The following is a 25,983-nucleotide window of genomic DNA, read 5'->3' as shown; positions in this document are numbered from 1 at the left end:
AACCTAACGAAAGCGTATAAAACGTGGCAAACATCAAGTCGCAGATCAAGCGGATCCTCACGAACAAGAAGTCGCAGGAGCGCAACAAGGCGGTCAAGAGCGAGTTCAAGACCGCCATCCGGGCCACGCGCCTCGCCGTCACCGCTGGTGACAAGGACAAGGCTGTCGCCAGCCTCGCCGTTGCTTCCAAGAAGCTCGACAAGGCCGTCAGCAAGGGCGTCATCCACCAGAACCAGGCAGCGAACAAGAAGTCCGCTATCGCCAAGGCTGTCAACGCGCTCTAAGCAGCACCGCTCTTCAGCAGTTCAGAAGTACAGACACACCCCCGCCCTCCTGGGCGGGGGTTTTCTGTGTTGCCGCCGGATCCGGCCGGCCCTTTCCGAGGTGCCCGGCCGACGCTATGGTGGCGTCGTGACAAGCGAGCAGACCGGCCCGGTAAAACCGTCCGCCTGGCGCCATCAGGCCCGGTTCCTCGGCGGCGCGTTCGCCGTGGCAGCCGCCGTCATCGCCGTCGGCCTCTGGTCGGCCCCCGCAGTCACCGCATACGAGGGCCTGAACCCCTGGGTGTTCGCGGGGCTGCTCGGTTTCATCCTCGTGTTGACCGGGGCCTGCGTCCTGTTCACGGCCTCGCTGCCCACCGCGCCCCCCAACACGGCACCGTCCACCGCCGCACTCTCCATCACCGCGCCCGCCGCAACGCCGCCGGCCACCGAAGCTGCCGCGCAGCCGGCAGCTCAGCCTGCAGCGCACCCGGCAGCACACACGGCAGCCCCTCGGCGGGGGCTGACCATCCTCGGGTCGGTGTTCGGCGTCGTCGGCCTCGCGCTGGCCGCTCTCGCGGTGGTGCTCACGGTACTGTTGCCGATGCCCACCCAGCGGATCATGGTGCAGTTCACCGACCTGTATGGCAGGGTCCAGCTGGAATACTGCCCGTCCCTGCCGGCGTCGTTCGCCGCGACGGCATCGCGGGCCGATCTGGCCGGCTCCTCAACCATTTTGCCGGTGAAGGTGAGCGGGGATATCTGCGGCGACCCCGAGTTCACCGACGGGGTGTGGATCTACCTGAACCGCTCGTCGGTCACGGTGTCCGGCCAGCCCTGAGTCGGCCTCGGCCGCCCGGTCCGTGACCGGCCGCCCTCATTCACCGCGTTTGGCGATGACCGTGACGAGCCGCTCGAGCGCGAAGATCGGGTCTCTGCCGGCGCCCTTCACGGCCGCGTCGGTCTCGGCGAGCATCACGATGCACCGGGCCAGACCGTCATCGCTCCAGCCGCGCAGATCGCGTTGGGCGCGCTCCACCTGCCAGGGGGCCAGGCTGTAGGTGGCCGCCAGCTGGGCGGACCCGCCGCGCACGCCGAACAGCTTCGCCATGGTGCGGATCTTGCTGGCGAACGCGGCGACGATCGGGACCGGGTCGGCTCCTGACGACAGCGCGTGCCGCAGGGTGACGAGTGCCTCGCCGAGACGCCCGGCGATGGCGGAATCGGCGACCTTGAACGCGTTGGTCTCGACTCGGCCGCCGTAATAGCGGTCCACCGTGGTCTCGGTGACCTCGGCTCCGGTGTCGGCGATGAGCTGCTGGCAGGCGGCGGAGAGCTCGGCCAGGTCGTCGGAGAACGCGGCCACCAGCGACCGCAATGCGCTCGGGGTGACTCTTTTGCCCGCCGAGCGGAATTCGGCGGTGGCGAAGTCGTGCTTGTCCGAATCCTTCTTGAGCTCGGCGCAGACCACTTCCACGGCGCCGCCCACGCCGCTGCGGATGGTGTCCAGGAGCTTCTTGCCGCGCACGCCGCCGCCGTGGCGCAGCACGACGTAGGTGTCGTCTGCGGGGTTCTGCAGGTAATCGATGGCCTCGGTGAGGAAGGTGTCGCTGCACTTCTCGACGTTGCTCACGCGGATCAGCCGCGGCTCGCCGAACAGCGAGGGGCTGGCCAGGGTGAGCAGCTCACCGGGCGCGTAGCTGTCGGCCTGAATGTCGCTGACCTCGAGGCTGGGGTCCTCCAGCTTGAGGAAGTCCCGCAGCGACCGGATGGCGCGTTCGGCGAGGAAGGTCTCGGTGCCAGAGACGAGCACGACGGGCGCCGGGCGCACCTGATGCCAGGCGAGCTGCGGGATCTTCGCCGCGCCGGCCTTGGCGGCCGGTTTGCCGGTTCGTGCCTGTGCGGTTGTTCGTGCGGCCACGCGGCTCCCTTCGCTACCAACCCAGCCTAACCGGCACCTGTGACCTTCTCCGTCCAGACCACGAGTCCCCGGCGGGCCGTCGGGGCACCGGTGCCGGGCGCGACCACCACCATCCCGTCCCGGTCGGTGCGCAGCACGGTGGTTCCCGCCGCGCCGAGGATGTCGAGCACCGACCTGGTGGGGTGTCCGTAGCCGTTGTCCGCACCGACCGATACGACTCCGATGCTCGCCTCGATCTCGGCGTAGAGGGCGGCACTCTGGTCGCGAGAACCGTGATGGGCGACCTTGACCACGTCGACGGCAGCGATCTGACCGGCGGCCATCAGCCCCTTTTGCGCCTCTTCGTCGAGGTCGCCGAGGAAAAGCGACCGGATGCCGCCGCCGTCGAACGCCATGCTGACGCTACCGGGGTTCCCGGTCTGCATGAGGGTCGAGCCGCGGATCGGCCACAGGATCTCCCAGGTCAGTGCGCCGAGGGCGCCGGTGTCGCCGCGGGCGGTTTCGCGTACGTCGGCCCCGCCGGCGGCGAGCCGGTCGAGCAGCGCCGCATCCTGGCTGGTCTCCGGCCGGCCCACCAGTGCGGTGTCCACCCGGCCGATCACCGCGGCCAGACCGCCGATGTGGTCCAGGTCGTAGTGGGTGAGGACCAGCAGATCGACCCTGTCGATGCCGAGGGTGTCCAGGCAGTCGGCCAGCAGCGCCGGGTCCGGGCCCACGTCGACGAGCGCGACCGACGCACCGTCACGCACGAGCACGGCATCGCCCTGGCCTATGTCGCAGGCGGCGATCTGCCAGGCCGGGGGAAAGACTGCGGCCCGGCCCAGCTCGTAGCCGACCGCGCCTCCGATCGCCCACCCGGCGACCACGCAGACCAAGGTCCCGCTGACGGTCCGCACCAGCACTGCCACCCGGCCGGAGCCGCCGGCGGCAAGCAGAGTCAGCACGGCGACGGTACAGGCCACGATGAGGACCACTCCGAACGGTCCACCCGGCCAGGGCAGGCTGTTGGCAGGCATACCGGCGGTCGTGGTCGCGACAGCGGCGATCCAGGTGGCCGGCAGCCAGGCCAGCCACACCAGCGGGGTCGCGAGAACGGGTGCCCAGGGCAGGAGCAGACAGGCGACCAGGCCGGCGACAGTGGCCACCGGCGCGGCGGGGGCTGCGAGCAGGTTTGCCGGCACCCCGTACATCGGGAGCGTCGGACTGAGCATGACCAGCACCGGCTGGCAGGCCAGCTGAGCGGCGATCGGGATCGAGAGTACCGCGGCGACGGGTGTGGGAAGCCAGCGTCTGAGCCGTCGGCTGAGCGGCCCTGCCAGCACCAGCAGCCCGAGGGTGGCCAGCACCGACAGCGCGAAGCCGTAATTGCGGGCCAGCCAGGGATCGAAGATCAGCAGACACAGCGAGGCCATGGCCAGGGCAGGGAGTCCCCGCCCTGGCCGACCGAGCGAACCTGACAGCAGAACGATGGTCGCCATGGTCGCGGCCCTCACCACGCTCGGTTCCGGAGTGACGAGCACCACGAAGCCGGCCAGCACGACCAGCCCGCAGACCAGCCGCCACACCCGGCCGAGGCCCAGCGCGGCTGCTGCCACCAGGACGATGGCGAGCACAATGGCGCAATTGGCTCCGGACACCGCGGTGAGGTGGCTGAGCGAGCTCGTCTTCATGTCCTGGTCGAGGCTGTCATCCACCGCCGTGGTGTCGCCGATCGCCAGCCCGGGCAGCAGGCCGGCTCCATCACCGGGCAGCTCGGCGGACGCTGTCGCGAACCCCTCGCGAACGGCGTTCGCCCAGGCCAGCCACCGCGGCGCGGGGTGAACCGGTTCCGGTGGGGCTCGCCCGAAGATCAGGACGGCGGCCGCGTCACCCGGCTCCGTTGCGCCGAGAGTACCCGTCATCCGGATCCCAGCGCCGATGGCGGGGGTCTCAGCGGATGCCGGGGCGAATACGACGGCGGGCACCGACAGGCCGGTCCCGGCTGGGGAAGCCTCCCCCGTGCTCGCCTGACCGGGTGGCTCGCCGATGGAGGTGAGCGTGGCCCGGAACCGCATCTGCACCCCACCCCCGATGGCCGACCGGCGACTCTGCGCCGGCGCCGACCAGACCGTGAGAACCACTGAGGCCTCGCCGTGTTCGGCTGCGACGGCGCGAACGGATTCGGGCAACCGCACCGGCGCCTGCACCGCGACGGACAGCCCGGCCAATGCGGCCGCAGCGCAGCACACGGCCAGGGTGGCCAGTACCGGGCGGACGCGCTCCACCAGGAAGCCCGCGCCACGTGCTCGCGACCCGGTCACGAGTGCACCAACGGTCAGCAGGATGGCGGCGGCCGCAGCCAGGCCGGCCACGAGGGCGGCATCCGTCGTCGTCGCCACCAGCAGCCCGGCCGACAACCAACATGCCATGGCCGGCAGCACCAGCCGCAGGTCCACACTGTTCCGGCTTCGGGTCATGCCGTCCTGGTTCATACGGTGATCAGGTCCGTGAGCGCGGCGAAGGTCTTCTCGCCGATCCCGGTCACATTGCGCAGGTCGTCGATGCTCGCGAATCTGCCCTCCGCCACGCGGTAGTCGAGGATGCGCTGGGCCATAACCGGTCCGATCCGAGGCAGTGTGTCGAGGTCCGCCAACGTGGCCGTGTTGAGGTTGACTTTCGCCGCTGCACCCCCGTTTCCGGTTCCCGGTGCGCCGCCGGGCGTCCCGGCGCCTCCGGCCTGCGCCCCGGCAGGCGGACCGGGCACGACCTCGCCGTGCGCCGGAACGTAGAGCTGCTCGCCGTCGGCGACGAGTCTGGCCAGATTGAGGCCGGCCTCGTCTGCGGTGGGCAGCAGACCGCCAGCGGCGGCGACCACGTCGATGACCCTGGCACCCTCGTGCACTTCGAAAAGACCGGGATGCGCGACGGCACCCAGCACGTGCACAAACACTCCGGGCGCTTCCGCTTCGCCGGTCGGCGCACCGGTGCCGCGCGGGTCGGCCTGCGCTTCCGGGGTCGCGCCGGTGGGCGGACCCGCTGTCTGGCTCGCAGTCGCGTCGTCCACCAGCGGGTCCGCGCCCGGATTCGCCGGTACCGCAACGCTGTGGCCGACCTGCCCGATGGCGGTCACGGTCACGCTGATGCCGAGCGCCGCGAGCAACAGGACGATGGCCGCGCCCACCCCGACGCGTATCCGGGTGCGGCCGGGGCCGGCCGACAGGGCCCCTGGCCTCCCAGAGCGCGGGCGGGATGACGGCGTCAAACTGGCGAACGGGTCAAAATCCATGCGGACAGGCTAAACAGCGCCGCCGCTCGCACCGGTTCCGTGAGGAATCTGTGTCGGGGCGACTACCGGCCAGCCTGTGGAGGAACCCACCGCGGGGCGCCGGGGTTTTAGAGCCGGTCCGCGTTGTGGTGGTTACAGCGCTCCGCCCCGCGCACCGGCCCTCAGGGGAACCTGTGCGCGGGGCGGAGCCGGGCCCGCCTGTGGAGGCGGGGCGTGCGGCCTAAGCGGCGGGCTTGGTGACGATGCTCACCATCCGGGGCGCCCGCACGATCACCTTGATGATCTCGCGGTCGCCGATCGAACGGATCGCGGCGGCCGATGCACGGGCGAGGGCCTCGAGATCGTCGCTGCTGATCTTCGGGGAAACCTCGAGGCGGTCGCGCACCTTGCCGTCGACCTGCACCACCGCGGTCACCGACTCGGCGACCAGGAGGCTGCGGTCGGGCTTCCGCCACAGGGCGAGCGCGACGCACGGTTCGTAGCCGAGCCGCTCCCACATGTCTTCGGCCGTGTACGGGGAGAACAGGTTCAACGCCATCGCGGTGACCTCGGCGGCTTCGCGCACGGCGGCATCGGCCGGTCCGGCACCGGTATCGATCACCTTGCGGGTCGCGTTGACGAGCTCCATCATTCGCGCCACGACGACGTTGAACTTGAACGACTCGATCAGCGAAGGGGCGTCGGCCAGGAACCGGTGGGTGACGCGGCGCAGGGCAACGTCCCCGGTCTTCCACTCCACATCCGGGGCGCTGGTGACGTCGCGCGCGACGCGCCAGGCACGGGCCAGGAACTTCGCCGAACCGACCGGGGACACGTCGGCCCAGTCGATGTCGTCTTCGGGCGGGCCGGCGAACGCCATGGTCAACCGGACGGCGTCGACGCCGTACTTGTCGACCTCCTCCGTGAAATAGACCAGGTTGCCCTTGCTCTTGGACATCTTGGCACCGTCGAGGATGACCATGCCCTGGTTCAGCAGAGCCGTGAACGGTTCGGTGAAGGTGACGTAGCCGAGGTCGAAGAGCACCTTGGTGATGAAGCGGGCGTAGAGCAGATGCAGGATGGCGTGCTCGACGCCTCCGACGTACTGGTCGACGGGGGCCCACTTGTCGGCTTCCTTCGGGTCGAACGCCTTGGTGTCGTCGGTGGGGTTGAGGAAGCGCAGGAAATACCAGGAGCTGTCCACGAAGGTGTCCATGGTGTCGGCGTCGCGCTTGGCCGGGGTACCGTCGATCGGGTTCACGACGTTCACCCAGTCCGCGGCACCACCGAGCGGGGAGGTGCCCTTGGGCTTGAGGTCGAGGCCGTCAGTGGGCGGCAGCAGCACCGGCAGCTGGTCTTCAGGCACCGGGATCTCGGTGCCGTCCTCGCCGTGAATGATCGGGATCGGGGTTCCCCAGTAGCGCTGGCGGGAGATCAGCCAGTCGCGCAGGCGGTAGTTCTTGGCCGCCCGCCCGGTGCCGTCGGCGACGAGCTTGTCGATCATCCGCTTGATGGCGTTGGCCTTGGTGAGGCCGTTGAGGGCCCCGGAGTTGACCAGGCGGCCGTCGCCGGTGAGCGCGACGCCGGTCTGGGCGGGGTCGAGGGCGTCGGAGTCGAGGGACGGCAGTTCTTCGGAGCCGTCCAGCATCCCCGGGGTGATCACCGGGATGACACCGGTGACCGGCGCCGTGGTGTCCACGACGACGCGGACCGGCAGGTCGAACCGCAGGGCGAAGTCGAGGTCGCGCTGGTCGTGGGCCGGAACCGACATCACGGCGCCGTGACCGTAGTCGGCCAGCACGTAGTCCGCGGCCCAGATCGGCAGGCGCTCACCGTTGGCGGGGTTGATCGCGTACCGTTCGAGGAAGACGCCGGTCTTCTCCCGGTCGGTGGCCTGGCGTTCGATCTCTGTGCTGTTCTGCACCTGCACCAGGTACGCCGCGAAGCGCTCGCGTACCTCGGGTGAGGCGTCGGCGACGAGGTCGGCGGCCAGGTCGGCGTCGGGGGCGACGACCATGAACGTGGCACCGAAGAGGGTGTCCGGGCGGGTCGTGAAGACGCTGACCGGCTCCGCGCGACCTTCGATGGTGAAGTCGACGTCGGCGCCGATGGAGCGGCCGATCCAGTTGCGCTGCATGTTCAGGACCTTGGCCGGCCAGGTGCCCTCGAGCTGGTTGAGGTCATCGAGCAAGCGGTCGGCGTAGTCGGTGATCTTGAAGTACCACTGGGTGAGCTTCTTCTTCACCACGACGGCGCCGCTGCGTTCGCTGGTGCCGTCGGCGAGCACCTGCTCGTTGGCGAGCACGGTCTGGTCGATCGGGTCCCAGTTGACCCAGCTGTCCTTGCGGTAGGCCAGGGCCTTCTTGTACAGCTGCAGGAACAGCCACTGGTTCCACTTGTAGTACTCGGGGTCGCTGGTGTGCAGCTCGCGGGACCAGTCGAAGGATGCCGCGTAGAGCTTCATGCTCTTCTTCTGCTGCGCGATGTTGTCGTAGGTCCAGCCGCGCGGGTCGATGCCGCGCTTGATGGCGGCGTTCTCGGCGGGCAGGCCGAAGGAGTCCCAGCCGATCGGGTGCAGCACGTTGAAGCCCTGCTGGCGCCAGTAGCGAGCGACGATGTCGCCGAGCGCGTACACCTCGGCGTGGCCCATGTGCAGGTCGCCGGACGGGTACGGGAACATGTCCAGCACGTACTTGCGCGGCCGGGTGTCGTCGGGGTCGCTGGTGCGGAACGGCTCCAGCTCGTCCCAGATCGGCGCCCACTTCGCCTGGATGGCGGCGAAGTCGTAACCGTCTTCGTCCTCGGGGCCGTTGGACATGGTGTCGTGCTCGTGTGCCACGTGACTCTCATTCATTGTGGTGAGGTGGCGTTCTGCACAGCGGGTATGTACCCCGTTGGCGACGCCCAAGCTCCTAGGTTACTAAACCCTGGCCATCCGCCGGGTCCGGCGCCGCGGCGGAGGCCAGGATCGCGCCGATCAGGGCCCCGGCTTTGATTCGGGTCTCCTCGATTTCCTCGTCGGCCACCGACAGAGCGGTGATCCCACCGCCGGTCCCGATGGAGGCGCCGGCCGGGCCGAGCACGATACTGCGGATGACCATGGCCAGATCGACGGCGCCGTCACAACCGAGGTAGCCGAACGCGCCGGCGTAGACGCCGCGCTCGCCGCCCTCGAGCCCCCGGAGGATACTCATGGCGCTGGTCTTGGGCGCCCCGGTCATCGATCCGGCTGGGAAGCAGGCCTCGATGGCGTCGACCGGCGTCAGGCCGGGCGCGAGGCGCGCCTCGACCGTGCTAACCAGCTGATGCACGTGCGGGTAGCTTTCCACCTGCAGCAGCGACGTCACGGCGACAGTGCCGAGCGCGGCGACGCGGCCCAGGTCGTTGCGCATGAGGTCGACGATCATGAGGTTCTCCGCCCGCTCCTTGTCGCTGGCGAGCAGCTCCGAGGCCAGCATCCGGTCGGTTGCCGGGTCGAGGGACCGGGGCCTGGTGCCCTTGATGGGGCGGGTGCGCACCCTCCCCCGCGGGCTCACGGAGAGGAATTCCTCCGGCGAGGCGCTCAACAGCGCATGCGCGCCGAATCTGAGCAGACCGCCGTGGTGGCTCGGGCTCCCGACGCGCAGCGCGCTGTAGACATCGAGGGGGTCGAAGCGGCCGCTGACGGTGACTTCGTTGGTGAGGCAGAGCTGGTAGGCGTCGCCCGCCGCGATGCGCTCCTGACAGGCGCCGATCAGCCGGGTGTACTGCGCCCTGTCATGCCGCCAGCGCACCTCGGGCGGCGCGGCGGGTGTCTGCGGCCGGTGGGCCGCGACGGGTGCGCCAGCCAGCCGGGCGTCGAAACGGCGGGCGGTGTCGAGCAGCCAGTCCTCGACGTCGTTCCCCGGCTCCCCCGCCGCCGCGCGGGCCAGCAGCGTGACGGTGCGCGCAGCGTGGTCGAAGGCGATGGCTCGGTCCACACAAAGCAGCGCTGCGTCAGGCGCCGCGTCGGGCGCCGGGCCGACCGCGAGGCTGTCGGACGCCTCCCCCGACCTGACCAGTCCGTAGCCGAACCAGCCCACCCAGCCGAGCCGGAAACCGACGTCGTCCCTGGCGTCGGCTGAGGCTGCCTCGGCGCCAACCGGTTCCGACCGAAGGAAGTCGAAGACGGTGCTGACCGACGTGACGGGTGCCGTAGCGGGGTCCATCGGCCGGGAGCAGGTTACGGTGCCGGCGCGCGCCGATGCAGTAACGAACCGCGAGCCGTGGTGCGCGGCGGCGAGGTAGCTCACCCCGGTGCTCGCGCCGGCCCCGGCATCCAGCCAGACGGCGTACGGCGACTCCGCGTACAGCAGGTCGAAGGCATCGGCAGGGTCAAGCCAGTGCGGCAGCGAAACCGAGCGCAACGCCTCTGAGTGCACCGGGAGGCCCCGGTCGGGGCGGCTGGAGGTGGTCGGCACCCGTCCAGCCTAGGGTGCGGCAGGCCCTGGTCCCCGGGATGCGCGGGTCAACCGAGTCGCCAGGGGAAGATGCCGTGGGTGACAACGGCCACGAGGAGTCCCCACAGGGTGCCGATGGCGAGGGCGACAACGATCCTCACGGTGCGCGGCTTGAGCCAGGCGATAAGCGCGAAGGGAACGGTCATGACCACGGCGGCGAAGATGCACGCGCGGACCGCGAGTCCGGCATCACTCGTATCGAGTCCGTAACCGCCACCGCTGCAGCCGCTGATCCCGCACCATGAAATTCCGGCCACTGCGGCTGCCGGCAGGCTGATGAGGATGACCACGGGGACGGCCCACAGCAGGTGCAGTGCCTGGCGCGATTGCAACCCGTTGGTCACATACCGGGACCGGCCGGAATTCCCGATTTTGGTCACTGTTCAGTGTCGCGCTTCGCGGCCGGTCGTCACCAGGGCCCAGAACACGGGCCAGCACCGCCGACGCGGCACACAACACGAGTTCGCAGACACGCTTTAGGCTGGCGGGGTGAACGACGTACTCAACTGGATCCTGGATGCCGTGAGCGCCGTCGACCCCGTCGTGCGCACCCTTCTCGCGGGTGTGGGGATGCTCCTGGAAACCTCCGTGCTGATCGGGTTGGTCGTTCCCGGCGACACCATCGTGATCGTGGCCAGCACCGCGGTGGAGGGCCCCGTCGAATACATCGCCCTGGTGTTGGCGGTCATCCTGGGTGCGCTGGTCGGCGAGAGCATCGGCTTTTACCTGGGACGCCGGTTCGGACCCTGGATCCGGCGCAGCTGGCTGGGCCGGCGGATCGGGGAGAAGAATTGGGCAGCCGCGGAGCGCTATCTCGCCCGGCGGGGCGGTATCGCCGTGTTCCTCTCGAGGTTCCTGCCGGTGCTGCACTCTGTCATCCCGCTCACCGTGGGCATGAGCACCATGCGGTACCGCACCTTCCTGACCTGGACCGTGCCCGCCTGTGTGCTCTGGACCGTGGCCTACGTGAGCGTCGGCGCCGCCGCGGCCGAGGGCTACCGCAGCATCTCAGACCAGTTGCACTTCGCGGGCTACCTCTTCGTCGGGGCGATCGCGGCGTTCGGTGTCGTCGTGGTCGTCATCAAACGGTGGCTGAAGCGCCGGGAAGCCCGGTTCATGGAGCGAGAGCTTCCCCCGGAGTAGCCTCCAGCTGGAGTCCGGACCCGGCCGTGAGCGTCAGAGTGCGAGTGATCAGCTCCGCGGGCACCGGCGTGTGGGAGATAAGCAGCACCGCCCGGCCGGCGCCGGCCGCCGCCGACAGGATGTCCCGCACGAGAGTGTCGCCGAGGCCGGTGTCTACGTTGGCCGTGGGCTCATCGACGATGAGGACCGGGAAGTCGGCCAGCAGCGCCCTGGCCAGGGCTATCCGCTGGGCCTGGCCGCCGGAGACGAGGGCCCCGCGCTCGCCCACCCGGGCATCCAGGCCGCCGCGCCGGCGAACCCAGTCGGCGAGCCCGACCCGGGCGAGCACGTCGAGAAGGTCATCGTCGGTGGCGGTGTCCCGCGCGAAGAGCAGGTTCTGCCGTACGGTGTCGTCGAACAGCCACGGTCGTTGCTCGCACAGTCCCACGATCCGCCGCACCTCGGCCGGAGCCAGGTCTCTGGCTTCGACGCCGTTGACCCTGTATGACCCTGTGTAGTCGAGGAAACGCACCAAGGTCTGCGCGAGGGTGGTCTTGCCCGCTCCACTGGCCCCCGCCAGGTGGACGCGGTCGCCGGCGTTCAGCCGTAGCGTCACCCCGGCCAGCGCGGGATGATCTGTTCCCGGCCAGCTGGCTCCCAGCGCCGTGAGCTCGATGAGCGGGTTGCCGGTCTGAGGCACGACGGCGGTCGGCTCTGACGCCTCTCGCAGGGCGACATCCGACGGGATTTCGGCTGGAATCGTCTCGGGCACCGCCGTCGCCACCCGCTCAGCACTGGAGCGGACCTGGCGCCAGGCACTGATGGCCGGGGGGATCATGGCGAAGACCTCGAACACTGCCATGGGAATCAGCACGACCACGGCGAGGGCGGGGCCGGACACGCCGCCGGAGCCCAGAGCCGGGATTGCCGCAATGAGTGCGAGCACGGTCGCGGCGCCGGCGCACAGTGAGATCACGGCGGCCTGCACTCCGGCTCCCGTTGAGCTGCGGAGCGACGCCGTCCGCAGCCTGTTCTCCACCGCTGCGAGTTCGGTCAGTCGGGTCTCGAGGGCGCCGAAGGCCGTGAGCACGTCGAGGTTCTCGACGACCTCGAGCACCTCGTCGGCCAGGGCACCTCGAAGCGGTGCCAGGTCGCGCTCGGAGCGGGCCGACAGCGCCGCTGTCGCGAGGGTACCGACGATGCCGGCCACGATCAGGCACACCATCAGGGTGAGCCCCGCCGACGGCAGCACCCACCAGACCCCGACGACGCTGAGAACGGCCACCAGGCCCGAGGTCGCCAGGGGCTGCACTACCCGCAGCGGCAGGTCCTGCAGGTCGTCGACATCGCGCACCAGCCGGGTCAGTAGGTCGCCCCTCCTGGTGCCGGCGAGTCCGGCGGGGGCCAGGGGCAGCAGACGGGCGAAGATGCCCAGCCGCAGTTCTCCGAGCTGGCGGAACGCCGCATCGTGGCTGAGCAGTCGCTCCAGATAGCGGAGCGCCGCGCGGGACAGGGCGAACGCGCGTACACCGACGACGGCCAGGCCGAGGAACAGGATCGGTGGCATTTCGGCGGCGCGGGTGATGAGCCACGCCGAGCAGGCCAGGAGCGCCACCGCACTGGCGGCGCTGCCCACCCCGGCCGCGAGGCCGGGCAGGCTGCGGCGTGCCGGCGGTTGGGCGAGCCTGAGCACGGACCGGGTCGCCGTGGACACACCCAGTGCGAAGGGTGAACGTCGATCAGACATGGGCGACCTCGTTCAGGTGGACGACGTGGTCGGCGGCGGACACGAAGGCCGGGCGATGACTCACGACGATGACGATGTGCCCCTGGCCGGCCAACCGGCGCAGTCCCTCGATGAGGGCCTGCTCGGCGGTCGTGTCGAGAGCCGAACTCGGCTCGTCGAGTACGAGGACCGGACAGTCCAGGGAGATGCACCGGTAGATGGCCCTCGCGGCAGCGACCCGCTGGGATTGACCGCCGGACAGTCCGGCCCCGTTGACACCCAGGCGCAGTGCGGGATCCAGATCGCCGGCGCCCGCCCACCGCAGCGCGGTGGTGACCAGGGCATCGTCGGTGACGTCTGCGCCGAGGGCGACGTTGCTCGAGATGCTGCCGGAAAATAGGCCGGCGCGTTGCCCGGACCAGGCGAGCCAATGCCGGCTGTCGTCGGGGAGCACGGCCCTGGCGCCGAGGAACAGCCTGCCGTCGTACGGAATGAAGCCCTGAAGGGCACCGATCAGGGTGGACTTGCCCACGCCGCTCGGGCCGCTGAGCACACTGAGCTGCCCGGCGGCGAATTCAGCGCGGAGACTGTCGATAATCGTGGCGTCGCCGCGGCGGATGGTCACCGCGTCGAAGCGGAGGGTGTCGACACTGTCGACGTCGTGGGGCGTTGCGGGAACAGTCGCGCCGGCCGTCCCTTCCGAACCGACCCGGGGCATACGGTCCGGGAGGTCGTCGTTTTCCAGGATGGCGAACACCTCTTCGGCCGCGGCGAGGCCGTCGGCCGCAGCGTGGAACTGTGCGCCGACCTGTCGCACCGGCAGGAAGGCTTCCGGCGCCAGCAGCAGCACGAACAGGCCCACACCCAGCAGCAACGACCCGTCGACGAGCCGCAGTCCGATGGACACGGCGATCAGGGCCACCGAGAGGCTGCCGGCGAGCTCCAGCGCGAATCCGCTGAGGAACGAGACCCGCAGCACCTTCATGGTGCGGCCCCGGTACTCGTCGGTGAGGTTGCCCAGGCGGGCGGCTTGGCGGCGGTCCCGACCGAAGATCTTCAGGGTGGCCAGACCGCCGACCACGTCGAGGAAACCCGCCGACAGCCGTTGCAGGGCATCCCATTGCTGACGTTGCACGACCTGGGTGGCCTGGCCGATCAGGATCATGAACACGGGGATGAGCGGAAGAACGATGATCACCGTGATGCCGCTGGCCGGGTCCTGCCAGAGCATCACCAGCACCAGGATCGGCGTGGCGATGGCCGTCAACAGCAGTTGGGGCAGGTACCTCGCGAAGTAGTTGTCGAGTGCGTCCAATCCGCTGGTGACCACTGTCGCAACCCGGGCGGACTGCTGGCCGGCCAGCCAGTCCGGTCCTCGCTCAGCCAGCCGGCGAAGAACCGCGGTGCGCAGCTGACTCTTCACGGCTGCGGCCCCCCGGCTGGCGGCGACCTCGAGAAGCCACACCAGTGTGGCGCGCAGGATGACCACGGCGGCCAGCGCGGCGACGGTGCTGCTGAGCGACTCCAGCGACTCGCCGCTGACCGCGAGCGTGATGCTCTGGCTCAGGAACCAGGCGAACGCGACGATGGTGAGGGTCTGGGCCAGGCCCAGAACCGCACCGACGAGGAGGAACCACCGGGCTGCGGAGGCATGGGTGAGAAGCCGAGGATCGAGGGGACGCATCCGTTTTAGTGTACGGCGGCTTCGATGTGCGACCGGCTGATCCGCTTGCGGAACACCCAGTAGGTCCACCCCTGGTAGCCCAGGATCACGGGGGCCGCGATCAGCGCGGTCCAGCTCATCACCTGAAGCGTGTACGGCGTGGACGAAGCGTTCTCGATGGTCAGGCTGTTGGCCACGTCGTTGCTGGCCGGCATCACATCAGGGAACAGCGACGCGAACAGGGTCAGCACGGCGAAACCGATGGTGACGGCCATGAGGCCGAACGCGGTGCGCTCGTTGCCGCGCAGGTTGGCCAGGTACGCGGTGATCAGGGCCACGGCCGCGACGGCGGCGAGGATGCCGGAGGCGAGGGTGCCGTAGGCGAGCGTTGTCCAGACCAGGAAGGTCGCTGCCACGACGATGGTGACCAGCCCCGACTTGATCGCCAGGGCGCGGGCCCGCACCCGGATGTCGTCCTCGGTCTTGGTGGAGACGAAGATCACGCCGTGCGTGAAGAAGAGCAGCAGCGTGGTGAGGCCCGCGAGCAACGCGTAGGGGTTCAGCAGATCGAAGAAGCTGCCGATGTAGTTGAAGTTCTCATCCAGCGGCACGCCGCGGACGACGTTGCCGAAGGCCACACCCCAGAGCAGGGCGGGCACGGCCGAACCGACCACGATCATGGTGTCGAAGGACTTCTTCCACTTCAGCTCGGGCCGCTGGTGCCGGTACTCGAACGACACGCCCCGGGCGATCAGGGCCAACAGGATGAGCAGCAACGCCAGGTAGAAGCCGCTGAACATCGTGGCGTACCACTCGGGGAACGCGGCGAACAGCGAGGCGCCGGCCACGATGACCCAGGTCTCGTTGAGGTCCCAGACCGGGCCGATGGTGTTGATCAGGACGCGGCGGTCGGTGTCGTCCTTGCCGAGGAACGGCAGGGACATGCCCACCCCGAAGTCGAACCCGTCGAGGACGAAATAGCCGATGAACATCGCGGCGATGATCCAGAACCACAGGATATTGAGTTCCATGGTGAGCTCCTAGTAGACCGTGGTCGTGTGCTTGATTTCGCCGGACACCGGGTCCGGCGCCGGAGCGTCGTCCGGCCCCTTCTGGACCGCCTTGAGGATCAGGCGGAATTCCACCACGGCGAGGGCGCCGTAGAGCAGGGTGAAGGCGATCAGAGAAATGAGGATCTCGAGCCCGCTGACGTTCGGCGAGACACCGTCTGCGGTTTTGAGGAGGCCGAAGACCAGCCACGGTTGCCGGCCCATCTCGGTGAAGACCCAGCCCACACTCATGGCCAGCAACGACATCGGGAAGGACCAGATCGCGATCTTCCACATCCAGGTCTTCGGGCTCCGTCCCTTGCGGGTGAACCAGAGGCCGGCGACGGCGACGAGGATGTGGGCGATGCCGAGTCCGATCATCCACCGGAACGACCAGTAGGTGACCCAGATGATCGGCGCGTAGTCGCCGGGACCGTAGAGCTGCACGTACTGCTCCTGGAGGTTGTTGATGCCCTCCACCGTGCCGTCGAAGGTGTGCGTGGACAGGAACGACAGCAGGTACGGGATGCGCACGGAGAAAAGTTCACTGACACCGTCGGGGGTGCCGAGGGTGAAGATCGAGAAGGAGGCCTCGGCGCCTGTGGCCGTGTTGTACATGGCCTCGGCCGCGGCCATCTTCATCGGCTGCGCCGCCACCATCGCCAGGCTCAGCTGGTCGCCCATCAGGGTGGTGAGGGCTCCGGAGATGACCATCATCCAGAGGCCGAACTTGAGCGCGGGCCGCATGGTCTCGAGGTGTTGATTGCGGGACAGGTGCCAGGCGGCGACCGAGATGATCAGGCCGGCGGAGACCATGAAGCAGGCGAAGATCGTGTGCGGGAAGGCCGCGAGGGCGATCGGGTTGGTGAGCAGCTCGCCGATGCTGGTGAGCTCGGCCCGACCCTTTTCCTCGTTGATCTGGTACGCGACAGGATTCTGCATGAAGGCGTTCGCGGCGATGATGAAGTACGCCGACGCGATGCTGCCCACCGTGGTGAGCCAGATGGTGGCCAGGTGCAGGCCCTTGGGCAGTTTGTCCCAGCCGAAGATCCACAGGCCGATGAAGGTGGCCTCGAGGAAGAAGGCGGTGATGCCCTCGAAGGCCAGGGGCGCTCCGAAGACGTCGCCGACGAACCGGGAGTAGTCCGACCAGTTCATGCCGAACTGGAACTCCTGCACGATGCCGGTCACGACGCCCATGGCGAAGTTGATCAGGAAGATCTTGCCGAAGAAGTGGGTCAGTTGGAGGTACATGGCCTTGTTGGTGCGGTACCAGGCGGTCTGGAAGATCGCCACCGTCGTGACCAGGCCGATGGTCAGTGGTACGAACAGGAAGTGGTAGATCGTCGTCAGGCCGAACTGCCAGCGCGACAGGAGTAACGGGTCAAGCCACTCGTTCATTTGCCCTCCAAGACGGTTTTTCTACGTGTCGTAGAAGACTACTATTCTACGTTCGGTAGAAAGCGCCGTTTCGCTTGGTAAAGTTTCCTCATGGGAAGTCTGGGCGTGCTCGAGCGAATGTTGATGGACCTGCTCTGGTCTGCCGACGCTCCCCTGACCGCCAACGAACTGCGTGATGCTCTGCTCGATCCCGCCGCCACCGGCGCGAAGCCCCTCGCAACGACGACGGTGCTCACCGTGCTGTCGCGCTTGGAGAGCAAGGGCTTCGTCACTCGCGACCGCGATAGCCGGCCGCACGGGTACACGGCAGTGAGCTCCCGGGCACAGCACACCGCCGAGCTCATGCACGAGGTTCTGGGCACGACGAGCGACCGCACGGCGACGCTGGCCCGGTTCATCGGCAACGTCAGCCCGCAGGAGGCGCAGACCCTGCGCGCCCTGCTCGAGAGCATCGGCCCGTCGCCGGAGTGACGATGGCCGTCATCCCCGGCACGAGCCTGTCGGCCCTGGCCGGGTAGCGCGCCGTGCTCAACACCGCACTGGCCCTGATGGCGCTGGCCGTACTCCTGGCCTGGCCCGTTCCGATTCTCCTTGCCGGGGCAGACTGGCCGCCTCGCGCGCCCGGCCTGGCCCTCGCCCTGTGGCAGGCGATCGCTCTGGCCGGTGGCATCTCGATGATCGGCTCGTTGCTGGTCTTCGGCCTGATCCCGTTCGGAGCCACCCCCGTGTCGGCCCTCGGCGCCCTCGCCGTGCACGTCGCGGCCGGCACTCTACCCGCCGGGGCCACGCTGGCGGGGGTGATGGCGCTCTGCCTGGCGTTGATCCTCGGCACCCACCTGCTGCTCAACCTCAGTGCCACGTTCATCCGCGCCGAGCGGCAGCGCCGTCGTCACCACACCCTGATCGGACTGCTCAGCGATCCGTTGCCCTTCGATACCGAGGGCACCAGGGTCATCGACCATGCCGCGCCGATCGCGTACTGCTTGCCCGGGGGCACCAGATCGGCCACGGTGTTGTCCAGAGGTCTGCTGCACCTGCTGGATGCCGACCAGCTGCGTGGCGTCGTGGCGCACGAGCGCGCCCACTTGCGTCAGCAGCACCACGTGGTATTGCTGGCGTTCAAGTCCTGGCACAGCGCCCTGCCCTGGTTCCCCATCGCCAACCGCGCCGAAAATGCGGTGGCCTTGCTGGTGGAGATGATGGCCGACGACCAGGCCAGGCAGGCTGTCGACGACCGCACCCTGGCCAGGGCGATCGCGCTCGTGGGCACCGCCCACCTGTCGGAGGTCTCCGGTACCCAGACGCCGCTCGCGGCCGCGGGCGGCCTCGATGACGTCTCCTCGGCCGACCTGGTCGGGCCGCGGGTGAGCCGTCTGCTGGGCGAGGTCCCCGGGCTGAGCACGACGGCGCGCACCCTGGTGGTCTGCACGACCGTCGCCCTGCTCCTGCTGCCCCCGGCGCTGCTGCTGACGAGCTGACGTTCGGGGGTTGCCCCCAGAACGGTCCCCGGGACGGTTCCCCGGGAACGTCTGCGCGGTTAAGCCGCAGAGGCCGGTTCGGGCCTGGCGGCGTCGAGCGGGCCCACCGCCGTGCGGGATTCGCGGAATGCCGCCCGGTACGTGAGCTGCGCGCCCACCGTCACGGCGGCGACGAGAACGGCCGTGAGAATGAGCCATCCCACCGGCGGTTGCCAACTCGGTGCCATGAACATGGCTTCGATGCCGCCATTGACCGTGACCATGTACCGCCGGAGGGTGGAGACGAAGGAGAACACCTGCCCGATCGACAAAAGAGCAAGCAGGGTGATCACGAAGCGTTTGAGGCTCGCGGAAGGCTGTGGCCGCTGATCGGAATCGTCGATCGCCAGGCCGCAGGCGACGAGCAGGCACATCATCATGGCCAGCATGTAGCGACCCTGCCAGATGCTGCCGATCGAACTGATCAGAATGGCCTGCGTGATCGCCGGCACCAGCACCATGACCAGGGCCAGGCCGAGAACGGCGAACTTTCCCCGCCGCGATCCCCAGGCCACGGCGGCGACCAGCACGGTCACGATACCGAAGCTGAACACGATGATGCTGAAGCTGGGCGACGGTGTGTCGGTCCAACCGAAGAACCCGATCAGCCCGTCGCTGAAGTCGAGCGTACGCAGCACCATCGTGAAGAACTCGATGGTCGGGCTACTCCCGGTATTGGCGGTGGGGTGCTCCGCGAAGGTGGCCAGGCCGAGGTACCACGCGACCGTCAGTCCGCTGACGAGGCCGCATGCTCCGATGGCCACCCAGGCAGCCGGTTGGCGGACCAGACCCGCCACGACACGCGGATTGGCGAACACGAGTGCCGCCCCGACGATGATCAGCACCCAGAGCAGCGAGATGCTTCGTGTGCTCAGGAGCGCCGCGGCCGTGACGACTACCAGTGCGGCGCGTTCCCACAGGAGACGTCTGGAGGCCGGTGTCTGCAGGGTGAGCACCAGGGTGGCGAACAGCGCCCCCGCTGACGCGACTTCGACGCCGTTGGGATTGATCGACCCGCCGAGATACAGCACCATCGGCGTCACCGCGACCGCGGCAGCGACGATGACCCATCGGGACCGGGGCAACTGCATCAACTGCATGAACATCACGGCCAGGGCGGCGGCGGACAGTGCCGCGCTGAGCGCTCGCATCGCATACAGCGCCGGTGTCCCGTCCATCACCAGCGTCGGCAGCCCGACGATGGCGTAGTAGGCGGGGCTGTTCAGCCCGGCGGACGTTCCGGTGACCACGATGTCGGTCGGATCGCCCTCGACAGGGCGAACGCAGCCGGCAGAGATATCCGGCCGGAATTTGTAGCAGCTGAGTTCGTGGGCGTGGGCAACGGACCGCGGGACCTCAGCGCGAGCCAGCGACCGGTCCTGGTCCCAGGGCACACTCTCGATCTGTCCGCGGGCGACGGCGGCGGCGCGGATCGCATGCGACGCCTCATCGGGTGCTGACATCATCGGCGACGCCAGGGCCCACAGCAGCATCGGGGCCAGGATGACCACAAAACTGGTGACAAAGACCCGCCATCGGCGGCCGGTGCGATCCGATGGTGCCGATGACGTATCGCTGGTTGCTGCTGTCTTCATGCCGCTGCTGTGTCCGCATCTATTGAACCGTTCGGCGGGGGCGACCGCGGACGGGAGGAAAGGAATCACGGCGGGCTGCCCACGCCGCGGAAAGTTTAGCGCTCGGGTCAGAGCTCCTGGGTATCCTGCAGCCGCTCTCCGCGGCCGGTCGCGGTACCGTGCAGATCTTCGGAATCCACGCGGCTTTCCAACTCCCGGAGGCGCAGATCCTGCAATGCGGACATCTCCACGAGAGTGCGGGTCTTGCTTTCCAGATCGGTCAATTCGGCGCTGTGCTGGATACAGACGAGGAACAACACGGCGATGCTCACGAAGAAGACCAGGTTGGTCGGCACGTCCACTCCGAAGCGCGCTGCCGCCCAGATGAGAGTGTCGGGGAACACGCTGATGACAAGCGCGAGAAGGCCGGCGATGACCCACCACAGCGCGTGGCGCTCGCGCAGGCGACGTCGGCGCAGCATCTCGATCACTACGCCCAGCGTCGCGAGAGCGGCAAGGACGCCGATGATATAGGTGGAAAAGCTCACGGACTCAGGCCTCCGGTCGAAGTGGCAGCGACGGACGGATGAGTGCGAAGCACAGGGCGACGAAGGCCCGGCCGAGGTAAGCGGCGGATCGAAGCGGGTTGTGTGACGGCTGCCCCCCTGCGCGCACCCGCATGACGACAGGCACCTGTTCGATGCGGCAGCCGGCACGAGAAGCGATGACAAGGGCCTCGATGGTATCGCCCAGGTATTCCGCCGGATAGTGCGACGCGAACAGTGCGACCGCACGAGGCCCGGAGGCCTTGAACCCGGAGGTCGTATCGGTCAGCGTGGTCCGCGCGGTCCGGCTGAGAATGACGGACAGCACACGCATAGCCCATCGACGAGGTCCGCGTGCCTCGTAGTCGCCGACTCCGGCGAAGCGGGCACCGATGACCAGGTCAGCGTCATCGAGTCGCTCGAGCAGGGCCAGCACGTTCGCCGGATCATGCTGGCCATCTGAATCGATCTGCACGACATTGTCGAAGCCGTGAGCAATGGCGTACTTGAAGCCCAGTCGCATGGCACCGCCGACCCCGAGGTTGACGGGAAGCTCAGCGACGACGGCGCCGGCGCGACGGGCAAAGGCCGTCGTCTGGTCGGCCGAACCGTCATTGACCACCAGGCAGTGCACCCCCGGCAGAGCGGAGAAGACTTCACGCACGACGTCACCGACCGACTCTGCCTCGTTGAAGGCCGGCATGACGATCAAGGTGCGCGCGAGGACCGACGACATGTCCTGGGCGAGCCTCACCGGGCTGGACCCGACCGGCGGGACCGAGACGCTCCCGAGGGAGCGGTCCCCCGGCGTGATCGCCAGGGCGTGGCCGAGAAGAGCGCGGGTGCCCCGGCGGTCCCTGGCCGTGATGGACGCGGGGATGCGGGTCACGGCGTTGAGCCGGGAAGAGTAGTGGCGCGAGGCGACCCGCGCCGCACGTTTCCACCCCAAGGCGGTCATCCGCTCCGCACACTCCGCGAAGTAGCGCTGCTCTTCGACGAAGCGGGACCCGTCGTCGGCCTTCCACGAGGAGACGCTGCCGGAGTGCCGGCGATACCGGAAACTCGGCTGGTCGTCGAGCACGAGCGTGCCACCGGCTACGACGATGTCGATGAGCAGGGCGAGGTCGAGGGCGACATCGAGGTCGTCCCGGAAGCCGTGTCTGTGCAGACGTGACGTGCGCCACGCGATGGACGGGAAGTAGGTCCAGGCGCCCGCGAGGAGACTCGATGCCAGCCGTTCTCCCGAGATCTGCGTCGCCCCGGCCACGCGCGGCCGATACCAGCCCTTGACCCGATCAGCCAGGGGCAGGACATCCTGGCCGGTGGCGTCCATGACCTGGACCCCCGGCTGAACGAAGTCCGCTTCGGGGAATTCCTCGACAAGCTGACGAATCCGGGCCACGTAGTTGGGCAGGAGGAGGTCGTCGCATCCGACGATGGTCGTGAAATCCGCAGTGGCCAGTTCGGCGCACTTCTTGAAGTTGCCGCTCACGCCCAGATTGATCTCGTTGCGGAGGTAGACGATGCGGGGATCGTCCAGACCGGCCACCCAGGCTCCCGGGGCGGCATCCGGGTACTGATCATCGATCACAACGAGACGCCAGTTCGGATCCGTCTGCGCCAGAACACTCTCCACGGCAAGCCGGAACAGAGCCGGATCGCCGTAGAACGGCATCATCAGGTCGACGGAAAGGGCCTGGATCGGGCGAGCGCTCGACGACGTCATGAGCGACCGACGTCTGCGCTAGGTGCGGACGCGGAACAAGCGACGTCAGCGTCGCTGCAAACCGTGTGTTCCAGCGAAGATGTGCTTAACATTCTGATTAGGACTCTCTGGTGACTATCGATCGGATCTCCTGCGGCCCAGGGCCATGTTGCCGCGACGTTCACCCACCATTCTAACGACGGGAATTCCAAAGAGCCGCGCTGACCCGCGAGATGGGGTGCTATCGCCAGAGTGTCGTCGAGGGGGTGTAGCCGACGCGGTGTAATAGAGTACCTAAAAGTACTGAATGGCAACACGCGTTCAGCTGCTGGGGGGAGCGCGCGATTGCCTGTGGGCGGCCACCCGAATCTGACCTCTGAACGCGCTGGCCAACGTAGGGAAACGCTCATGATCCGTCTGCCGAATGTCTTACGGATGAGCGCTCGGCGCTGGACGGGATTCCTCGCGGCGATCATCGCCGTCGTGCTCATTGCCCCGCTTCTGGTGGTCGGCCAGGCGCCGTCCCGCGCGGAAGCCGCCTCGGCCGCCGACTTCAACCCCGGCAACATCATCTCTGACGCTCAGTTCTACAACTCGAAAACGATGAGCGTCGCGCAGGTGCAGGCGTTCCTCAATGCCAAGGTGCCCTCCTGCCGCTCCGGCTACACCTGCCTCAAGGACTACCGCGCAGACTCGTCCTATCAGCCGCAACGGGCCGCCGGCTGCGCCGCTTACCCCGGCCCGGCCAATCAGAGCGCTGCGGAGATCATCTGGCAGGTGTCCTCCCTCTGCGGCATCAACCCGCAGGTGATGCTGGTCCTGCTGGAAAAAGAACAGGGACTGGTGAGTGCAACCGCACCCACGTCCGGCATCTACCGCAAGGCGACGGGGTTCGGCTGCCCGGATACCGCCGACTGCGACGCCGTGTACTACGGCTTCTTCAATCAGGTTTACAACGCCGCATACCAGTACAAGAAGTACCAGGCCACACCGAGCGGACGTAACTTCCAGGCCGGCCGGACGAACACCATCCAGTGGCACCCCAACGCCGGATGCGGATCGTCACAGGTGTACATCGAGAACCAGGCCACGGCAGGCCTCTACAACTACACCCCGTATCGACCCAACAGTGCCTCGTTGGCCAACATGTACGGCACCGGCGACGGCTGTTCCACCTACGGCAACCGCAACTTCTTCCGTATCTTCACGGACTGGTTCGGCAACACCCAGGGCGGGGGCGACTTCGCTCGCACCGAATCGAACGGCACGATCTACCTGCTCTCCGGAACGACGAAGTACGCCGTTCCGTCGATGGACGTCCTGAACGGCCTTGGCGCGCTCGGCCCGTTCCGGATCGTTTCGCAGAGCTACCTCGACAGCTTCTCGACCTCGCCCCTCCTGGCGAGCACCCTGGTGCGTGACGCGGGCAGCGGCGATATCTCCCTCGTCCAAGCCGGTGTGCGGCATCGCTTCACCTCGTGTGAGCTCGTGAGCTCGTACGGATTCGCCTGTGCCGCGGCCGTCAACCTCTCCCCTGCCCAGCTGGCCAAGCTGCCGGTGGGTGGCGAGATGAGCAAGTTCTTCGTGGTCAACGATGGAACCGTCTACATGCTGTCACCGGGCGGCCGCACCGCGATCACCGCGTGGGAGACCGTCATCAGCCTCAACGGAGGCACGGTCCCCTACATCGCCACCATGAGCGCCCAGGCGGCCGCAGCGCTTCCCATCGTCCAGGCGGTGCTGGCACCGATGAGCCTGGCCAAGTCGTCCAGTTCGGCAACCGTCTACTTCATCGACGGGCTCAAGCGCAAGCTCCCGATCGCCTCGTTCGGTCTGGCGAGCGAGTTCGGTGCGAACGGCTTCAAGACCGTGCCGCAGTCCCAACTCGATACCTACTCCACGGGTGCGGCACTGACGCAGACCGTTCGGTGCGACGGCAAGGCTTACTTCGCGGCCGCCGGCACCTTGCGCGAGTTGGCGCAGGGCGCGGAAGCGGCAGGCCTGCCGGTCACCGATCTGTCGGCCGACTCGTGCGCCCGGCTGCCCCGGGGCGAAACCATTGCCGGCGCGTTGTTCGTGATCTCGCCGGAAAGCCCGACCGTCTACGGGGTCAAGGCCGGCACGGCTCGCGCCGTACCGACCTGGACCACGTTGCTCGCCTTGAACAACGGTTCCGCTCCTCAGATCGTGTGGATTTCGCAGGGCGCACGATCCGTGATCCCGCTCGCGTCCCCGTACCTGCCGGGCGCCTCGCTCGTTCGCAGCCCGGGTGACACCACGATCTACTTCGTTGACGGTGCCACCCGCAAGATCCCGGTGGCCTCGTTCACGACGACGTCGGCGTTCGGAATCAACTCGTGGTCGTACGCCACCGATGCGTCACTGGCCACCTATACCGCGGCCCCCGGGAGCCTCACGCGCGTCGTGCGGTGCAATTCCACCGAGTATTTCGCCGCGGGCGATCGAATCTACCCGCTGGCCGGTGGAGTCACTCATGGAATGCCCGTGACCGACCTGACCGGAGGAACCTGCGCTGTGCTTGCCCAGGGCGGCGGCGCACCCATCGAGCACGTCTTCGTGAAGACCTCCGACAACGGCACGGTGTACGTGGTCGAGGCCGGGACACGACGTCCGCTCGGTTCGTGGAACCAGATCGTAGCGATCAACGGCGGCAAGCAGCCGGTCATCCTGGTGGACGGCCCGGGAACGCTCAACGACATCCCGGTCGGTCCCGCCGTCTAGGGCACTGAGCACACACCCGAACACACAAGAAACGGCCCCGTGAAGATCACGGGGCCGTTTCTTGTATACGAAGGCGGCTAGATCAGGCCTTCCTGGGTCAGCCACTCCGTCGCGATGGTGTCGGCGGCTGCCTGGTCGTTCACGCTCTGGGCGTTCAGGGCCATCAGGGTGTCGGTGTCCAGGGCAGCGCTGACGGCGTTCAGGATGTCGGCGGCCGAGTCGTCGACCTTGTCGGAGACGACGGGCACGACGTTGTCCGGCAGGAACAGGTTGTCGGGGTCGTCAAGCGCGATGAGGTTGTTCGACGTGATGTTGGGATCCGCCGTGTAGATGTTCGCGAGCTGGATCTTGTTGTCGACAAGAGCCTTGACGGTCAGAGGTCCGCCGCTGTCCTCAACCGGGGTGAAGCCGGCGATCTCGATGCCGTACTCCTCCTTGAGGGCGGTCGGTCCATACGGGCGGGTCTCAAGCTCGGAGTTGCCGCCGACGGTGATCGGTTCGGTGACCTGGGACAGCGAGGCGATGTCGGTGAGGCCGTAGGTGTCCGCGAACGCCTGGGTGACGGTCCAGGAGTTCTGGTCGCTGGCCTCGGCCCGGTCGAGCACGGTCAAGCCCTCCGGCAGGGCCGCTTCCAGGGCCGTGTAGACCTCGTCGGCGGTGCCGGTCGGTGCCTCGGCATCCAGGGCCTGCAGCAGGCTGCCGCTGTATTCGGGGAATACGTCGATCGAGCCTGCCTCGATCTCGGGGAGGTAGGCCTCACGCTGGCCGATGCGGAACTGGCGGTCGACAGTGAAACCGCCGTTCTCCAGCGCCTGCGCGTAGATCTCCGCGATGATCTCGTTGGAGTAGTAGTCCTGCGATCCGACGACCAGAGTGTCGGATCCGGCCGAACTCTCTCCCTCGTCCAGGGGATCCCCGGACGCGCACCCTGCAAGGGCTACGACAGCCCCAACCGCGACCGCGCTGACAAGCGCGAGCCGGCCTCGTGTGTTTGTGAACATGCTGTTGTCCTTCCTCAGGTACCGAAGATTCGGTA

General features: G+C 68.0%; 20 protein-coding genes and 1 pseudogene. 6 read left to right on the top strand and 15 right to left on the bottom strand.

What is annotated here, in order from left to right; translation table 11 throughout:
• Nucleotides 1-23: 23 nt before the first annotated feature.
• Together rpsT and E3O57_RS04270 are read left to right on the top strand one after the other, a co-directional pair.
• Complete coding sequence (gene rpsT, locus E3O57_RS04275; protein WP_088456096.1) at nucleotides 24-284, top strand: 30S ribosomal protein S20; 261 nt, start codon at nucleotides 24-26, stop codon at nucleotides 282-284.
• A gap of 127 nt (nucleotides 285-411) precedes the next feature.
• On the top strand, nucleotides 412-1,101 hold the full coding sequence (locus E3O57_RS04270) for a hypothetical protein (RefSeq protein WP_103479168.1): 690 nt from the start codon (nucleotides 412-414) through the stop codon (nucleotides 1,099-1,101).
• Nucleotides 1,102-1,137: 36 nt separating this feature from the next.
• On the opposite strand, the gene holA is transcribed toward E3O57_RS04270, so the two are convergent.
• The 6 genes from holA to E3O57_RS04240 form a co-directional block, all read right to left on the bottom strand.
• A complete protein-coding gene (gene holA / locus E3O57_RS04265) occupies nucleotides 1,138-2,181 on the bottom strand; it encodes a DNA polymerase III subunit delta (protein ID WP_088456094.1) in 1,044 nt (347 codons plus the stop codon).
• Between the two features lie 26 nt (nucleotides 2,182-2,207).
• Complete coding sequence (locus tag E3O57_RS04260; protein WP_165787920.1) at nucleotides 2,208-4,637, bottom strand: ComEC/Rec2 family competence protein; 2,430 nt, start codon at nucleotides 4,635-4,637, stop codon at nucleotides 2,208-2,210.
• Nucleotides 4,638-4,648: 11 nt separating this feature from the next.
• Nucleotides 4,649-5,446: a helix-hairpin-helix domain-containing protein gene (locus tag E3O57_RS04255; protein ID WP_103479166.1), complete on the bottom strand. Its 798-nt coding sequence runs from the start codon at nucleotides 5,444-5,446 to the stop codon at nucleotides 4,649-4,651.
• Between the two features lie 220 nt (nucleotides 5,447-5,666).
• Nucleotides 5,667-8,243, bottom strand: coding sequence for a leucine--tRNA ligase (gene leuS, locus E3O57_RS04250; protein ID WP_103479202.1), 2,577 nt, complete (start codon nucleotides 8,241-8,243; stop codon nucleotides 5,667-5,669).
• 94 nt (nucleotides 8,244-8,337) lie between these two features.
• Complete coding sequence (locus tag E3O57_RS04245; RefSeq protein WP_241990300.1) at nucleotides 8,338-9,864, bottom strand: anthranilate synthase component I family protein; 1,527 nt, start codon at nucleotides 9,862-9,864, stop codon at nucleotides 8,338-8,340.
• 47 nt (nucleotides 9,865-9,911) lie between these two features.
• Nucleotides 9,912-10,283 carry a hypothetical protein gene (locus E3O57_RS04240; RefSeq protein ID WP_103460595.1) on the bottom strand — a complete coding sequence of 124 codons (372 nt, stop codon included), beginning with the start codon at nucleotides 10,281-10,283 and terminating at the stop codon, nucleotides 9,912-9,914.
• A 109-nt stretch (nucleotides 10,284-10,392) separates the two neighbouring features.
• Between E3O57_RS04240 and E3O57_RS04235 the strand changes: the two genes are divergently transcribed.
• The gene (locus E3O57_RS04235) at nucleotides 10,393-11,046 is read left to right on the top strand and encodes a DedA family protein (protein ID WP_103460596.1); all 654 of its coding nucleotides are present in this window, start codon (nucleotides 10,393-10,395) and stop codon (nucleotides 11,044-11,046) included.
• Here the strand turns inward: E3O57_RS04235 and cydC are convergent.
• The 4 genes from cydC to E3O57_RS04215 are packed head-to-tail and all read right to left on the bottom strand — an operon-like array spanning nucleotide 11,018 to nucleotide 16,864.
• The gene (gene cydC, locus E3O57_RS04230; RefSeq protein ID WP_103479165.1) at nucleotides 11,018-12,772 is read right to left on the bottom strand and encodes a thiol reductant ABC exporter subunit CydC; all 1,755 of its coding nucleotides are present in this window, start codon (nucleotides 12,770-12,772) and stop codon (nucleotides 11,018-11,020) included. The genes E3O57_RS04235 and cydC overlap by 29 nt on opposite strands.
• On the bottom strand, nucleotides 12,765-14,435 hold the full coding sequence (gene cydD, locus E3O57_RS04225) for a thiol reductant ABC exporter subunit CydD (RefSeq protein WP_103479164.1): 1,671 nt from the start codon (nucleotides 14,433-14,435) through the stop codon (nucleotides 12,765-12,767). The genes cydC and cydD overlap by 8 nt, the downstream gene beginning before the upstream one ends.
• Nucleotides 14,436-14,440: 5 nt before the next feature.
• Entirely contained in the window at nucleotides 14,441-15,445 is a 1,005-nt protein-coding gene (gene cydB / locus E3O57_RS04220) for a cytochrome d ubiquinol oxidase subunit II (RefSeq protein WP_103479163.1), read from the bottom strand.
• 9 nt (nucleotides 15,446-15,454) lie between these two features.
• A complete protein-coding gene (locus tag E3O57_RS04215) occupies nucleotides 15,455-16,864 on the bottom strand; it encodes a cytochrome ubiquinol oxidase subunit I (RefSeq protein ID WP_088456086.1) in 1,410 nt (469 codons plus the stop codon).
• A 90-nt stretch (nucleotides 16,865-16,954) separates the two neighbouring features.
• Between E3O57_RS04215 and E3O57_RS04210 the strand changes: the two genes are divergently transcribed.
• Entirely contained in the window at nucleotides 16,955-17,335 is a 381-nt protein-coding gene (locus E3O57_RS04210) for a BlaI/MecI/CopY family transcriptional regulator (RefSeq protein ID WP_088456085.1), read from the top strand.
• A gap of 53 nt (nucleotides 17,336-17,388) precedes the next feature.
• Nucleotides 17,389-18,342, top strand: coding sequence for a M56 family metallopeptidase (locus tag E3O57_RS04205; RefSeq protein ID WP_241990299.1), 954 nt, complete (start codon nucleotides 17,389-17,391; stop codon nucleotides 18,340-18,342).
• Nucleotides 18,343-18,401: 59 nt separating this feature from the next.
• On the opposite strand, the gene E3O57_RS04200 is transcribed toward E3O57_RS04205, so the two are convergent.
• From E3O57_RS04200 to E3O57_RS19075, 4 genes and pseudogenes are all read right to left on the bottom strand, one after another.
• Complete coding sequence (locus E3O57_RS04200; RefSeq protein ID WP_103479162.1) at nucleotides 18,402-19,976, bottom strand: DUF2142 domain-containing protein; 1,575 nt, start codon at nucleotides 19,974-19,976, stop codon at nucleotides 18,402-18,404.
• A gap of 107 nt (nucleotides 19,977-20,083) precedes the next feature.
• The gene (locus tag E3O57_RS04195) at nucleotides 20,084-20,503 is read right to left on the bottom strand and encodes a DUF2304 domain-containing protein (protein ID WP_088456083.1); all 420 of its coding nucleotides are present in this window, start codon (nucleotides 20,501-20,503) and stop codon (nucleotides 20,084-20,086) included.
• 4 nt (nucleotides 20,504-20,507) lie between these two features.
• Nucleotides 20,508-21,236, bottom strand: a complete 729-nt coding sequence (locus E3O57_RS04190; RefSeq protein ID WP_103479200.1) for a glycosyltransferase family 2 protein — start codon at nucleotides 21,234-21,236, stop codon at nucleotides 20,508-20,510.
• Between the two features lie 447 nt (nucleotides 21,237-21,683).
• A pseudogene (locus E3O57_RS19075) lies at nucleotides 21,684-22,175 on the bottom strand (glycosyltransferase family 2 protein); the annotation flags it as partial.
• Nucleotides 22,176-22,640: 465 nt separating this feature from the next.
• Here E3O57_RS19075 and E3O57_RS04180 point away from each other — a divergent pair.
• Nucleotides 22,641-24,947 (top strand): hypothetical protein, encoded by a 2,307-nt coding sequence (locus E3O57_RS04180; protein ID WP_103460600.1) that lies wholly within the window; start codon nucleotides 22,641-22,643, stop codon nucleotides 24,945-24,947.
• 77 nt (nucleotides 24,948-25,024) lie between these two features.
• On the opposite strand, the gene E3O57_RS04175 is transcribed toward E3O57_RS04180, so the two are convergent.
• Entirely contained in the window at nucleotides 25,025-25,948 is a 924-nt protein-coding gene (locus E3O57_RS04175) for an ABC transporter substrate-binding protein (protein ID WP_103479161.1), read from the bottom strand.
• Nucleotides 25,949-25,983: the final 35 nt, after the last annotated feature.

This window comes from Cryobacterium sp. TMN-39-2, assembly GCF_004402745.1.
Classification (GTDB): domain Bacteria; phylum Actinomycetota; class Actinomycetes; order Actinomycetales; family Microbacteriaceae; genus Cryobacterium; species Cryobacterium zongtaii.
The sequence above is the reverse complement of the archived record's forward strand: the minus strand, read 5'-3'. Positions and strand labels throughout refer to the sequence as shown.